Below are 12764 nucleotides of genomic sequence, written 5' to 3' on the forward strand. Positions count from 1 at the left end.
GTCGCTGGGGCTGCTGCGCAGCCCTTCCCGACGCAAGGCCGCTCCTACATGACGGCCCCAATAGCGGCCAAAGCAGGTAGAATCACGCCCTGACTCAATCAGGGCGTTTTTCTATGCGTATTGGCCACGGCTACGATGTGCACCGTTTCTGCGACGGTGATTTCATTACCCTGGGTGGGGTGCGTATCCCTCACAAATACGGCCTCCTGGCCCATTCCGACGGTGACGTGCTGCTGCACGCCTTGAGCGATGCCTTGCTCGGTGCTGCGGCGCTGGGCGACATCGGCAAGCACTTCCCGGATACCGACCCCCAATTCAAGGGCGCTGACAGCCGCGTGTTGCTGCGTCATGTGGTCGCTATCGTCAAGGCCAAGGGCTGGAAGGTCGGCAATGTCGACGCCACCATCGTCGCCCAGGCGCCGAAAATGGCTCCGCATATCGAAACCATGCGCCAGTTGATTGCCGAAGACCTGCAGGTCGAACTCGACCAGGTCAACGTCAAGGCCACCACCACCGAGAAGCTTGGTTTCACCGGTCGCGAGGAGGGCATCGCCGTGCATGCGGTCGCCCTGCTGCTGCCAGCATGACCGAACTGGACCTGCTGGGCCCGCGCGCGTCGGGTGAATCATTGGGCAGCGCAGTGCTCAAAGCCGTCGCCGAAGACTTCCAGGTCGACGAGGTGCTGGACATACCGCTGTCCGGCCAGGGCGAGCACCTGTGGCTGTGGGTAGAGAAGCGTGACCTCAACACCGAAGAAGCCGCGCGCCGCCTGGCCCGTGCTGCTGGTGTACCGGTGCGTGCCATCAGCTATGCCGGCCTCAAGGACCGCCAGGCCCTGACCCGCCAGTGGTTCAGCCTGCACCTGCCGGGCAAGGCCGACCCGGACCTGTCGCGGGCCGAAGACGACAGCCTGCGCGTATTGAAGCAAGTGCGCCACCAGCGCAAGCTGCAGCGCGGCGCTCATTCGGCGAACGGCTTCACCCTGCGCCTGACCGCCCTGGCAGCCGACCACCAGGCCCTTGATGCACGCCTGCAACAGCTCAAGGTGCAGGGCGTACCGAACTACTTTGGCAGCCAGCGTTTCGGCTACGGCGGTGGCAATGTCCACGATGCTCAGGACTGGGCATCGCGCAAGGCCCTGCCAGAGCAGCGCAACGTGCGTTCACGCCTGCTTTCGGCAGCACGCAGCTACGTGTTCAACCAGGTCCTGGCGGCGCGAGTCGCCGATGGCAGCTGGCAAAGCGCTCAGGTCGGGGATCTGTTGGCATTCACCGACAGCCGTAGTTTCTTTCTGGCGGGTGAGCAGGAGTGTTCTGATCCTCGCCTGGCAATACTTGACTTGCATCCCACCGGCCCGATGTGGGGAGAAGGGCCGTCGCCCGCAACCGGTGCGACTTTCGAGCGGGAAGCGGCGATCGGCGAGCAGCACCTGGCGCTATGCCAATGGCTGGCATATGCGGGCATGAGTCACGAACGGCGCATCCTGCGGCTCCCTATTGGCGGCCTGACGTGGCATTATCCCGAGCCTGATATCCTGCAACTGGAATTCGTCCTTCCGGCCGGATGCTTCGCCACCGTGGTGGTGCGCGAACTCGTCGATCTGGTGCCGGCAGGGCAGACGGACAGCCCATGCGTATTCTGATTTCGAATGACGACGGTGTTACGGCACCTGGCCTCGCCGCGCTCCACGGTGCGCTGGCGGATTATGCCGAGTGCGTGGTGATCGCCCCGGATCAAGACAAGAGCGGCGCCGGCAGTTCGCTGACGCTGGACCGGCCGCTGCACCCGCAGACCCTGTCCAACGGCTTCATCAGCCTCAACGGCACGCCGACCGACTGTGTGCACCTGGGGCTCAATGGGTTGTTGCCCGAGCCGGTTGATCTGGTGGTTTCGGGCATCAACCTGGGGGCCAACCTGGGTGATGACGTGATCTATTCCGGCACGGTGGCCGCCGCGCTGGAGGGCCGCTTCCTGGGCGGTACCTCGCTGGCGTTCTCGCTGTTGTCGCGCCAGCCCGACAACCTGCCGACTGCTGCCCACATCGCCCGGCGCCTGGTCGAGGCACTGCCACGCCTGCAATTGCCGCCGCGCACCGTGCTCAACGTCAACATCCCCAATCTGCCGCTGGAGCACATCCGCGGCATCCAGCTGACCCGCCTCGGCCATCGGGCGCGGGCGGCGGCACCGACCAAGGTCGTCAACCCGCGCGGCAAGGAAGGCTACTGGATCGCCGTGGCCGGCGATGCCGAGGACGGTGGGCCTGGCACCGATTTCCATGCGGTCATGCAAGGCTATGTGTCGATAACGCCCTTGCAGCTGGACCGCACGTTCAACGATGCCTTCGAACAGCTCGACGGCTGGCTGGAGGGCCTGCTCTGATGCGTGAACAGGACGATCTGCAGCGCCGTGGCGGTATCGGCATGACCTCTCAGCGCACCCGCGAGCGGCTGATCCAGCGCCTCTACGAGGAAGGCGTGTCGAACGCCAAGGTGCTCGAGGTGATTCGCCGTACCCCGCGCCATCTGTTCGTAGACGAGGCGCTGGCGCATCGGGCATATGAAGACACGGCGCTGCCGATCGGGCACAACCAGACCATCTCCCAGCCGTTCATGGTGGCGCACATGAGCGAGCTGCTGCTGGAAGCCGGGCCGTTAGACAAGGTGCTGGAGATCGGCACCGGTTCCGGCTATCAGACCGCGATCCTGGCCCAGCTGGTCGAGCGGGTGTTCTCGGTGGAACGGATCAAGGTGCTGCAGGATCGAGCCAAGGAGCGCCTGGTCGAACTCAACCTGCGTAACGTGGTGTTTCGCTGGGGGGATGGCTGTGACGGCTGGCAGGCGTTGGCGCCCTACAATGGCATCATCGTCACGGCGGTGGCGGCGGAAGTGCCGCAGGCGCTACTCGATCAGCTGGCGCCGGGCGGGCGCATGGTGATCCCGGTAGGCCAGGCCGGTGAGGTGCAGCAGTTGATGCTGATCGTGCGCGAAGAGCACGGTTTCTCCCGTCGCGTCCTGGGCGCGGTCCGGTTCGTGCCGCTGCTCAACGGCCCACTGGCCTGAAGCGCCGGGAATATTTGCAGCAGCAACGAATTCTTGCGGCACGGCCCTGTCTATCTGGCGGGGCCAGAGCCCTGCCAATGTCGTGTGGCTTGGTTATAATTGCAACAATATTGCATTTCTTTTCGTCTTATCGATTTTCGGCACCATGAGGGGAGCGCGGGTGGGGCACACAGTCATTCGGCAGCGCAAGGATCGGTCGGCTTTCAAGCTTCTGCTGATTGCACTGGCCATGGGCACCTTGCTGACAGGTTGCTCCAGCACCAGCAGCAGTTCCAGCGGTGCGCGCGTGGTCGATCGAAACGCTGCAGCGCCCAAGCGGCCGGCCGTGACGTCGGGGCAGTACGTGGTCAAGCCTGGCGATACGCTGTTCTCCATCGCCTTCCGTTATGGATGGGACTACAAGGAGCTGGCGGCACGTAACGGCATTGCCGCGCCTTACACCATTCGCCCGGGCCAGGCCATTCGTTTCAGCAGCGGCTCCTCCGGCAGCAGTACCGTGGTCTCCAGCCCGTCCTCATCGAGCCGGACAACGGTCATTCGTCGCCCTGCCGGGACACCTATCAGCCCCGCTGGAAACGGCGGAAAGTCGACGCCAACAACCCCCGCCACGCCTGCTCCGGTGGTTACCACGGTGCCCGCCGCAGAGCGTGCGGTGGGGAACTGGACGTGGCCGGCCAATGGCGTGCTGATTGGAAAATTTGCTTCAAACGGTAGTTTGAATAAAGGCATTGATATCGCCGGTGATTTGGGACAGCCTGTTTTTGCTGCGTCTGATGGTACGGTGGTCTACGCCGGGAGTGGCTTGAGGGGCTACGGCGAACTGATCATCATCAAGCACAGCGACACCTACGTCAGTGCCTACGGTCACAACCGCAGGCTGTTGGTTCGGGAGGGGCAGCAGGTCAAAGCAGGGCAGTCGATTGCTGAAATGGGGTCTACGGGCACAGATCGGGTGAAGCTGCATTTCGAGATTCGCCGCCAGGGCAAACCCGTCGATCCGCTCCAGTTCCTGCCTCGCCGTTGATCGTTGTACCCCGGCCTGTTCCTTGGATGTAGAGGGGACAGGCTCCTGCGATGCCAGGGAGACAGGCGCCGCAAGAGTCTGAGTTCGAACTCAGCAAAGGACTATAACAATGGCTCTCAGTAAAGAAGCGCCGGAGTTTGACATCGACGATGACGTCCTCCTCATGGAGACGGGCATCGTTTTGGAAACGGATGTGGTGTCAGACGAACCTGCTGTACCTTCGGTTCGGACCAGAGCGAAATCGGGCTCTTCGCTCAAGCAACACAAGTACATCGATTACAGCCGGGCGCTCGATGCCACCCAGCTGTATCTCAACGAGATCGGATTCTCGCCTCTGCTTTCGCCGGAAGAAGAAGTGCACTTTGCGCGCCTGTCGCAAAAGGGTGACCCTGCCGGCCGCAAGCGCATGATCGAAAGCAACCTGCGCCTGGTGGTGAAAATCGCCCGCCGTTACGTCAATCGTGGTCTGTCACTGCTCGACCTGATCGAGGAGGGCAACCTGGGCCTGATCCGCGCGGTGGAGAAGTTCGACCCGGAACGCGGCTTCCGTTTTTCGACCTACGCGACCTGGTGGATCCGTCAGACCATCGAGCGGGCGATCATGAACCAGACCCGCACCATCCGCCTGCCGATCCATGTGGTCAAGGAGCTCAACGTCTACCTGCGTGCCGCGCGGGAACTGACCCAGAAGCTCGACCACGAGCCTTCGCCCGAAGAAATCGCCACTCTGCTGGAAAAGCCGGTCGCCGAGGTCAAGCGCATGCTGGGCCTGAACGAGCGAGTGTCTTCGGTGGACGTGTCGCTCGGCCCGGACTCGGACAAGACCCTGCTCGATACGCTGACCGACGACCGCCCGACCGATCCGTGCGAATTGCTGCAGGATGACGACCTGTCGCAAAGCATCGATCAGTGGTTGGGTGAGCTGACCGACAAGCAGCGTGAGGTGGTGGTGCGCCGCTTCGGTCTGCGTGGGCATGAGAGCAGCACCCTCGAAGATGTTGGCCTGGAGATCGGCCTGACCCGTGAACGCGTGCGGCAGATTCAGGTGGAGGGGCTTAAGCGCCTGCGGGAGATCCTTGAGAAGAACGGGCTTTCCAGCGAGTCGCTGTTCCAGTAAGACAGGTTTCACCGCATCTGAAGCGCCCCGATCACCTCGGGGCGTTTTTGTATTCAAGATTGAGCCAGCCTGTTCCGGCCTCTTTGCGGGTAAACCCGCTGCCACTGGTTTTGCAAAGTCTTCAGGTCTCGCACTCCCTTTGTGGGAGCGGGTTTACCCGCGAAGAGGCCGGGACAGACTGGCGGTAATCCGGAGCCGAGCACTATGTACGGCGCTACCCTTGATGCATGTCGTGTAAGCCTTTGCTTACTCTTTATGTAAGCCATCAGTGTAACTGCCAGTAAATCAAAGCCGTTTTCACATCAGGTTTTTTCGTAACCATCTGAAATTCATGAATTTTTTGGCTATGTGGAAATGTGTCCCCAGTAATATCCTGAGATATCTGGCAGTTGCCCGGCTTGGGGAACTCGCTAGTATTCGAACTGTGCACACGGACATGCACAGGCTTTCAGGAAGAAAGCCAAGGACATCGCAAGAAGCGATTTCATCAGGACGATGTTTGGGACAAGCAGGGACTACGGAAAAAATGTGGGCGGGTCAAACCGCCCCTTTTTTTCGCCTGCAGAAAATGAAAAAAGGCCCATTGCGGGCCTTTTTCGTGTCCGGGCGCTTAGCGCTCCAGAGCGTCGATCTTGCCAGGCTTGCCATCCCATTCTTCTGCGTCGGGCAGGGCGTCCTTACGCTCGGTGATGTTTGGCCAGATTTCTGCCAGCTCGGCGTTGAGCTCGATGAAATTTTCCATGCCTGCGGGGATCTCGTCTTCAGAGAAGATCGCCTGGGCCGGGCATTCAGGCTCGCACAGTGCACAGTCAATGCACTCGTCCGGGTGAATCACCAGGAAGTTCGGGCCTTCGTAGAAGCAGTCCACCGGACAGACTTCCACGCAGTCGGTGTATTTGCATTTGATGCAGTTGTCGGTGACGACGAAGGTCATTTCTAGTTCTCTCCTCAGGCGACGGCGGCGGCCCTTCCTCTCAGGGCCGCGCGGTTTACGGGCATGTGGCTGCAGGCCAGGCTAATAGCCTGCAGCACCAGCAAACCGCGGCGGATTCTACCAGCTTGTAGTGGGCGCCGTTATAACAGGTTCTTTAGTTGATATAGCGTTTCGATAGCTTGACGCGGGGTCATGTCGTCCAGGTCCAGCTTGCCCAGCTTCTCGATGGCCGGGTGTGGCAGGCTGGCGAACAGGTCGCTCTGGTGCGGGACTTGCGGCTCGTCCTTGGCCTTTTTGCTCAGCGGGGCTTCATGGGGCAGGCTGGTGGTTTCCAGCCGGCCCAAATGCTCGCGTGCGCGCAGGATCACTGGCGCCGGCACGCCCGCCAGCTGCGCCACGGCCAGGCCGTAGCTCTGACTGGCCGGGCCAGGCAGCACGTGGTGCAGGAAGACGATACGCTCGTTGTGCTCGGTGGCATTCAGGTGCACGTTGGCCACCAGCGGTTCACTCTCCGGCAGCACGGTCAGTTCGAAGTAGTGGGTGGCGAACAGGGTGTAGGCACGCAGTTCGGCCAGGCGCTCGGCTGCAGCCCAAGCCAGCGACAGGCCGTCGAAGGTGCTGGTGCCGCGGCCGACTTCGTCCATCAGCACCAGGCTGCGGTCGGTGGCGTTGTGCAGGATGTTGGCGGTTTCGCTCATCTCGACCATGAACGTCGAACGCCCACCGGCCAGGTCGTCGCTGGAGCCGATACGGGTGAAAATGCGATCGACCAGTGACAGCTCGCAGCTGGCGGCCGGAACGAAACTGCCGATGTGCGCCATCAGCACGATCAGGGCGGTCTGGCGCATGTAGGTGGACTTACCACCCATGTTCGGGCCAGTGATGATCAGCATGCGCGTGCTGTTGTCCAGGCTCAGGTCGTTGGCCACGAACGGCGTGGTCAGCACCTGTTCGACCACCGGGTGGCGGCCTTGCTCGATGCGCAGGCACGGCTCGTCGGTGAAGCGCGGGCAGTTCAGGTCGAGGTTCAGCGCACGTTCGGCAAGGTTGCTCAGCACGTCGACCTCGGCCAGCGCGGCGGCGCTGTCCTGTAGCGGAGCCAGGTGGCTGATCAAGGTTTCCAGCAGCGCGTCGTAGAGCATCTTTTCGCGCGCCAGGGCACGGCTCTTGGCCGATAGCGCCTTGTCCTCGAAGGCCTTGAGTTCGGGCGTGATGAAACGCTCGGCGCCTTTGAGGGTCTGGCGGCGGATGTAGTCGCCCGGTGCCTGCTCGGCCTGCTTGGTCGGCAGCTCGATGAAGTAGCCGTGCACACGGTTGTAGCCGACCTTGAGGTTGGCAAGGCCGGTGCGGGCCTTCTCGCGGGTTTCCAGGTCGATGAGGAACTGCCCGGCGTTCTCGCTGATCGCCAGCAGCTCGTCCAGCTCACTGTCGTAGCCGGCCTTGAGCACGCCGCCATCACGGATGACCGCTGGCGGGTTGTCGATGATCGCGCGCTCCAGCAGGCTGGCCAGCTCCGGGTAGGTGCCGGTGATGGCGGCCAGGCGTGCCAGGTGCGGTGCTTCCAGTTCGCTCATGGCGTTCTGCAGTTCGGGCAAGGCAGCGAGAGCATCGCGCAGGCGCGCCAGGTCTCGCGGTCGGGCATTGCGCAGGCCGATACGCGCGAGGATGCGCTCGATATCGCCGATTTCCTTGAGCTGCGGCTGCAGCTTTTCGAAGCGGTAGCCGTCGAGCAGGCAGCGGATCGAGTCCTGGCGTGCCTGCAGCACTTTGAGGTCGCGCAGCGGGCGGTTCAGCCAACGCGTCAAGAGGCGGCTGGCCATGGCGGTCTGGCAGCGGTCGATCACCGATTGCAGGGTGTTGTCGCGGCCACCGGCCAGGTTGATGTCCAGCTCCAGGTTACGGCGGCTGGCGCCGTCGAGGATCACCGTGTCGTCCAGGCGCTCGTGGCGCAGGCTGCGCAGGTGCGGCAGGGCCGTGCGCTGGGTTTCCTTGGCGTAGGTCAGCAGGCAACCGGCGGCACCGATGGCCAGGGTCAGTTTGTCACAGCCAAAGCCCTTGAGATCCTTGGTCGCGAACTGCTGGCACAAGGCTTTGCGCGCCGAATCGCGGTCAAAGTCCCACGGCGCGCGGCGACGGGCACCCGGGCGCTTCTCGGCGGGCAGGTCGCGTGGCCAGTCGTCGGGGATCAGCAGCTCCACCGGGTTCAGGCGCTCGAGCTCGGCCAGCAGGTTTTCCCAGCCTTTTATCTCTTGGACGCTGAAGTTGCCGCTGGTGATGTCCAGTACCGCCAGGCCGAACAGGCGTTCGTCGCCGAGCAGGGCGGCAATCAGGTTGTCGCGGCGCTCGTCGAGCAAGGCCTCGTCACTGACCGTGCCGGGGGTGATGATACGCACCACCTGGCGTTCCACCGGGCCCTTGCTGGTGGCCGGGTCGCCGATCTGCTCGCAGATCACCACCGACTCGCCAAGCTTGACCAGCTTGGCCAGATAGCCCTCCAGCGAATGGAACGGAATCCCGCACATGGGGATCGACTGGCCGGCCGACTGACCGCGCGCGGTCAGGGTGATGTCCAGCAGCTTCGCGGCTTTCTTCGCATCTTCGTAGAAGATTTCGTAGAAGTCGCCCATGCGGTAGAACATCAGCTGGTCCGGGTGCTGGTTTTTCAGCTTCCAGTACTGCTGCATCATCGGTGTGTGTGCGGAAAGATCAGACATTCGGGGCCTTACAGCGGGTGATCTGGTTGGCGATTGTGAAACCGGCAATGGTACAGGCTTTTTCGCCGAGTTGCAGGCGAGGCGCGCGGCAAGCAGTGTGGTTAAGCGCCGCGCACTTCCCTACAATGCCCCCCCTTTGCAGCGCGATTCCTGAATTTCACGATGAATGTTTCCAGCACGGTCTCTTTTGCCAAACAGCAGCTGATCTACCTACTTTATGGTGAGCGGCGGATCTACCAGCTGGAGGCGAAGCTGAGCATCCTCACTGCGCTGGCGCGCAACAAGCCTGGGGAGCTGCCGACCATTCGCGTGCTGACCGACCAGCCACAGGCCTTCGATGGCTGGCCGGTGGAAGTGATCACTCTTGAGGCTGAACAGCTCCAGGCCTGGAGCGGCGACGGTGGCTATATTCACCGCCGCAAGGCATGCGCAATCGCCCATGCTGCGCCGTGGGCAGAAAAGACCATCTTCATCGATACCGATACGGTGTTCCTGCAGTCACCGATGCAGTTGTTCCGGCAGGTCGATGCTCGCCAGTTCCTGGTGGATGAAATCGAGATGAGCTGGCTAGAGGCTTCACGCGCCAACTACTACGCAAGTTTCACCCAGGCGCTGACCGACTGCGGGGACGCGCCGGCAAGCGACTTGCGGCTTTGTAACAGCGGAGTACTGGGCTTTTCCCTGGAAAACGCCGGTATCGCCGAGCGTGCCGTGCATCGCATAGACGCCTGGACGCCTTATGCTGCTACCCTGCATACCATTGAGCAGATCGCCTTTTCATTCGAGCTACATGGCAGGCAGATCAACCAGGCGCGGGGCGTCATCAGCCACTACTTCGCGATGAAGCCGTTTATTCATGCCGTTCTTGAAGTCTTCTTCGCGCGCTATGGTGATCGCTTCGATGCGCGCATGCTCGAGCTGGCGTTGCAGGTGCCGGTGCAAAGGCCAGAACCCTCGTGGTTCGATCGCCTTATCGCCAAGTGGAGTCTCAAGCGGCTACCGCCAGAAATGCGTGGCATCGGCCGCAAGCTGCTGTACGGCAGTTTCATCGGCAACGACGAGTATCAACAGGCATGCAAGGTGATCTGGTGGCGCTCGGCGGTCGAGGACATGCGCCGGCTGGGTGGTTGCGACTGGTCGACCGGTTGGCCCCGGGGCTTGCCACGTCTGCCAGAGACCGACGAGCAAGTGGTCATGGCAATGGCTCGTGAAAGCCTCGAGGTGTGCTGAACGCTGCATTGCATTCACTGCCTTATGCCTGCATTATGCACGCTATGCAAAAACGCAACGTAGCCTCCGTACTCAGAGAACTGCTCGACCGCCACGGCCTGTCCCCGACGGAGCTGTACCGGCGCACGGGTGTCCCTCAATCCACCTTGTCGCGGATTCTCGGCGGCAAGATCGTCGACCCTTCCGACAAGCACGTGTCGAAGATCGCCGAATACTTCGGCGTGAGCACCGAACAGTTGCGCGGTCGTGCCGAGCTTGGCGAGTCGCGCGAAGCCGCGCTGCCGGCCCACGGCCACGCGGACCTCAGCGACATCAGCCTGTGGGACGATGAACCCCCCGTCGAGGATGACGAGGTGTCGGTACCTTTCCTTCGTGAGGTCGAATTGGCAGCAGGATCAGGAAGATTCGTCATCGAAGAGAGCGAGCGTGCGCGGCTGCGTTTCGGCAAGCGCAGCCTGCGTCACAATGGCGTGCAGTTCGACCAGGCCAAGTGTGTGACCGTGCGTGGCAACAGCATGCTGCCTGTGCTGCGGGACGGGGCGACGGTCGGGGTGAATACCGGCAAATGTTCGATTGGCGACATCATCGATGGTGACCTCTACGCCATCAACCATAATGGCCAGCTGCGGGTGAAGCAGGTCTACCGCCTGCCTACCGGCATCCGCCTGCGCAGTTTCAACCGCGATGAGCATCCCGACGAGGACTACAGCTTCCAGCAGATGCAGGACGAGCAGATCAGCCTGCTTGGGCATGTATTCTGGTGGGGCATGTACGCTCGCTGACAGTCTCACTGCCAAACAAACCCGCTTCGGCGGGTTTTTTTTCGTCTGCAGAAAAGCCCTACAAACCAGGCCGCGCATGGCCTGCATGCATATCAGCAAAAATCAATGCATAGAAAAGTGAAGAAATGCATTGACTGCATATGCATGAATGCATAGCCTGTGTCTCAAGCCGGACGGAAACCGGTTGTTACACAGGCAGCGATGGACAGGCCTCAACTGTCCAGAGGGTTGGCAACTGGCCCGGGTGTGCAGCGTAAAGCACCACGAACAGTTATCCGGCGGGCAGGCGGCCGCGGTCGGAGTCACCAATTTGTAGCGGAACCGCGCGGCGTCACCAGTCGTGTCCGGCGGTTCGACAACGCATTACTGAAAGGCCTGCGAGCCGGACCTTTTGGAATGCCGAGGCTTTTGAAAGAGACAGAGTACCCACAACCCGCCTGCTGGCCTCCGCCAACAGGCATAACACAGGAGACAGGACAGTGACGAACGAGCAACAAGCGTTGCTGGAAATGCCGCTCTGGCTGGTAATCGTCCTGGCATTGCTGGGGGGCCTCAGCGGAGAGATGTGGCGGGCTGACAAGGCCGGTGCCACGGGCTGGTCGCTGCTGCGACGGCTGGCGCTGCGCTCCGGGGCCTGCATGGTCTGCGGCGTGTCGACGGTGATGCTGCTGTATGCCGGCGGCCTGTCGATCTGGGCGGCCAGTGCATTGGGCTGCATGACTGCGGTTGGCGGCGCCGATGTCGCCATGCGCCTGTACGAACGCTGGGCGATTCGACGCCTGGGCTTGCGCGACAGCACCCAGGCCGACGAGCGATAAGGAGAATATGCATGAGCGAACTGGCCACTTTGCATGCGGCCGTGACCGCAACCATTCGTGAGGCAATGCCGGAACTGGCATCGGTCGATGCCTATACAGCTGTAGGAAATGCCCCGGAACGACCGGCACTGCGCCACGGCATCGTGCAAATGACGGCAGATGCAGCGCCGCGTGATGGCCGCTCGGTGTTGATCGCCACCTTCGAGGCGGACATCACCGCCGACAGTGCTAACCCGCAAGCGCGCCTGCAGGGCAGCCTGCTCGCCGCACAACTGATGGACCTGCTGCGCCAGCAGCATTGGGCACTGGACTTCGTCGAGGCCAGCCGCAACGTGCAGGCGCAGTTCGAGGGCAGCGCCTGGACCGTGCGCTGGGACCAGCCGGTGCTGCTTGGCGAGGCCCGCTGGAACTGGCCGGACCAGCCTCCCGGTAGCCTGGTGCTGGGTTTCGCGCCGGAAGTCGGCGTGGGCAATGAAGCGCAGTACATCGCCCCCGAGGAGCTGTCATGAGCTATGTCAGCGCCATGCATGACCGCATGCTGGCCTGCCTGGTCATTCCCTGCCGGGTGGTGGCGGTTGACCTTGCCGCCGCCCGGGTGCGGGTGTCGGACGGCAGCGGCTGGACCAGCGCCTGGCTGCGCTGGCACGCCCAGGCGGCCGGCCAGGCGCGGCACTGGCGAGCCCCCAGCCTGGGCGAGCAGGGCGTGTTGCTCAGCCCCAGCGGCGAGCCGGCCCAGGGCACCTTCCTGCCAGGGCTTTATGGCAATGCCGGCAGTGCGCCGGACACCCGCGCGCATGTCGAGGTCTGGCGTTTCGCCGATGGCGGTTCGCTCAGCTACGACTGGCAGGCCAGCCACTACGACATCGAACTACCTGGCGGCAGCGCGACGATCAAGGTCGGCGCCAGCACCGTGCAGGTCAGTGAAGCGGCGATCAGCCTGCAGGCGGCAGCGATACATCTCACAGGCAATGTCACGGTCGACGGCCCACTGCAGGTGAGCGGCGACATCAATGGCGGTGGGCGGATCATCGACACCGCCGGCAACACGGCCAACCACAAACATTGAATCAAGCCCGCGCATGCGGG

13 protein-coding genes are annotated in these 12764 nt (G+C 62.5%); 11 read left to right on the forward strand and 2 right to left on the reverse strand.

Annotated features, from left to right (window positions below):
• The first annotated feature begins 113 nt into the window (after positions 1-113).
• From ispF to rpoS, 6 genes are all read left to right on the forward strand, one after another.
• Positions 114-587, forward strand: a complete 474-nt coding sequence (gene ispF, locus ACTORR_RS20675) for a 2-C-methyl-D-erythritol 2,4-cyclodiphosphate synthase (RefSeq protein WP_054885354.1) — start codon at positions 114-116, stop codon at positions 585-587.
• Positions 584-1642, forward strand: a complete 1059-nt coding sequence (gene truD, locus ACTORR_RS20680) for a tRNA pseudouridine(13) synthase TruD (RefSeq protein ID WP_313364352.1) — start codon at positions 584-586, stop codon at positions 1640-1642. Before ispF ends, truD begins: the two co-directional genes overlap by 4 nt.
• A complete protein-coding gene (surE, locus tag ACTORR_RS20685) occupies positions 1630-2379 on the forward strand; it encodes a 5'/3'-nucleotidase SurE (protein WP_054885352.1) in 750 nt (249 codons plus the stop codon). Before truD ends, surE begins: the two co-directional genes overlap by 13 nt.
• Before the next feature lie 41 nt (positions 2380-2420).
• Complete coding sequence (locus ACTORR_RS20690) at positions 2421-3059, forward strand: protein-L-isoaspartate(D-aspartate) O-methyltransferase (RefSeq protein ID WP_176506620.1); 639 nt, start codon at positions 2421-2423, stop codon at positions 3057-3059.
• A gap of 160 nt (positions 3060-3219) precedes the next feature.
• Entirely contained in the window at positions 3220-4083 is an 864-nt protein-coding gene (locus tag ACTORR_RS20695; RefSeq protein WP_054885403.1) for a peptidoglycan DD-metalloendopeptidase family protein, read from the forward strand.
• A gap of 109 nt (positions 4084-4192) precedes the next feature.
• Positions 4193-5200, forward strand: coding sequence for an RNA polymerase sigma factor RpoS (gene rpoS / locus ACTORR_RS20700; RefSeq protein ID WP_016392283.1), 1008 nt, complete (start codon positions 4193-4195; stop codon positions 5198-5200).
• Positions 5201-5810: 610 nt separating this feature from the next.
• On the opposite strand, the gene fdxA is transcribed toward rpoS, so the two are convergent.
• Positions 5811-6134: a ferredoxin FdxA gene (gene fdxA / locus ACTORR_RS20705; RefSeq protein WP_054885350.1), complete on the reverse strand. Its 324-nt coding sequence runs from the start codon at positions 6132-6134 to the stop codon at positions 5811-5813.
• Positions 6135-6274: 140 nt separating this feature from the next.
• Positions 6275-8848, reverse strand: a complete 2574-nt coding sequence (mutS, locus tag ACTORR_RS20710) for a DNA mismatch repair protein MutS (RefSeq protein ID WP_099814877.1) — start codon at positions 8846-8848, stop codon at positions 6275-6277.
• Positions 8849-9010: 162 nt separating this feature from the next.
• Here mutS and ACTORR_RS20715 point away from each other — a divergent pair, with 162 nt between their 5' ends.
• The 5 genes from ACTORR_RS20715 (at position 9011) to ACTORR_RS20735 (ending at position 12744) form a co-directional block, all read left to right on the forward strand.
• Entirely contained in the window at positions 9011-10078 is a 1068-nt protein-coding gene (locus tag ACTORR_RS20715) for a hypothetical protein (protein ID WP_441343841.1), read from the forward strand.
• 35 nt (positions 10079-10113) lie between these two features.
• The gene (locus ACTORR_RS20720) at positions 10114-10860 is read left to right on the forward strand and encodes a LexA family transcriptional regulator (protein WP_441343842.1); all 747 of its coding nucleotides are present in this window, start codon (positions 10114-10116) and stop codon (positions 10858-10860) included.
• A 479-nt stretch (positions 10861-11339) separates the two neighbouring features.
• A complete protein-coding gene (locus ACTORR_RS20725) occupies positions 11340-11678 on the forward strand; it encodes a phage holin family protein (RefSeq protein WP_054885346.1) in 339 nt (112 codons plus the stop codon).
• 11 nt (positions 11679-11689) lie between these two features.
• A complete protein-coding gene (locus tag ACTORR_RS20730; RefSeq protein WP_054885345.1) occupies positions 11690-12187 on the forward strand; it encodes a hypothetical protein in 498 nt (165 codons plus the stop codon).
• Complete coding sequence (locus ACTORR_RS20735) at positions 12184-12744, forward strand: phage baseplate assembly protein V (RefSeq protein ID WP_313365217.1); 561 nt, start codon at positions 12184-12186, stop codon at positions 12742-12744. Before ACTORR_RS20730 ends, ACTORR_RS20735 begins: the two co-directional genes overlap by 4 nt.
• The last annotated feature ends 20 nt before the right edge of the window (positions 12745-12764 follow it).

The organism is Pseudomonas sp. SAR267, from assembly GCF_052077595.1.
GTDB lineage: Bacteria > Pseudomonadota > Gammaproteobacteria > Pseudomonadales > Pseudomonadaceae > Aquipseudomonas > Aquipseudomonas vlassakiae.

Excerpts from the sequence above, each read along its gene's own strand:
- ispF (WP_054885354.1), top strand. The coding sequence starts at position 114 with ATGCGTATTGGCCACGGCTACGATGTGCACCGTTTCTGCGACGGTGAT.
- truD (WP_313364352.1), top strand. The coding sequence starts at position 584 with ATGACCGAACTGGACCTGCTGGGCCCGCGCGCGTCGGGTGAATCATTG.
- surE (WP_054885352.1), top strand. The coding sequence starts at position 1,630 with ATGCGTATTCTGATTTCGAATGACGACGGTGTTACGGCACCTGGCCTC.
- ACTORR_RS20690 (WP_176506620.1), top strand. The coding sequence starts at position 2,421 with ATGACCTCTCAGCGCACCCGCGAGCGGCTGATCCAGCGCCTCTACGAG.
- rpoS (WP_016392283.1), top strand. The coding sequence starts at position 4,193 with ATGGCTCTCAGTAAAGAAGCGCCGGAGTTTGACATCGACGATGACGTC.
- fdxA (WP_054885350.1), bottom strand. The coding sequence starts at position 6,134 with ATGACCTTCGTCGTCACCGACAACTGCATCAAATGCAAATACACCGAC.
- mutS (WP_099814877.1), bottom strand. The coding sequence starts at position 8,848 with ATGTCTGATCTTTCCGCACACACACCGATGATGCAGCAGTACTGGAAG.
- ACTORR_RS20715 (WP_441343841.1), top strand. The coding sequence starts at position 9,011 with ATGAATGTTTCCAGCACGGTCTCTTTTGCCAAACAGCAGCTGATCTAC.
- ACTORR_RS20720 (WP_441343842.1), top strand. The coding sequence starts at position 10,114 with ATGCACGCTATGCAAAAACGCAACGTAGCCTCCGTACTCAGAGAACTG.
- ACTORR_RS20730 (WP_054885345.1), top strand. The coding sequence starts at position 11,690 with ATGAGCGAACTGGCCACTTTGCATGCGGCCGTGACCGCAACCATTCGT.
- ACTORR_RS20735 (WP_313365217.1), top strand. The coding sequence starts at position 12,184 with ATGAGCTATGTCAGCGCCATGCATGACCGCATGCTGGCCTGCCTGGTC.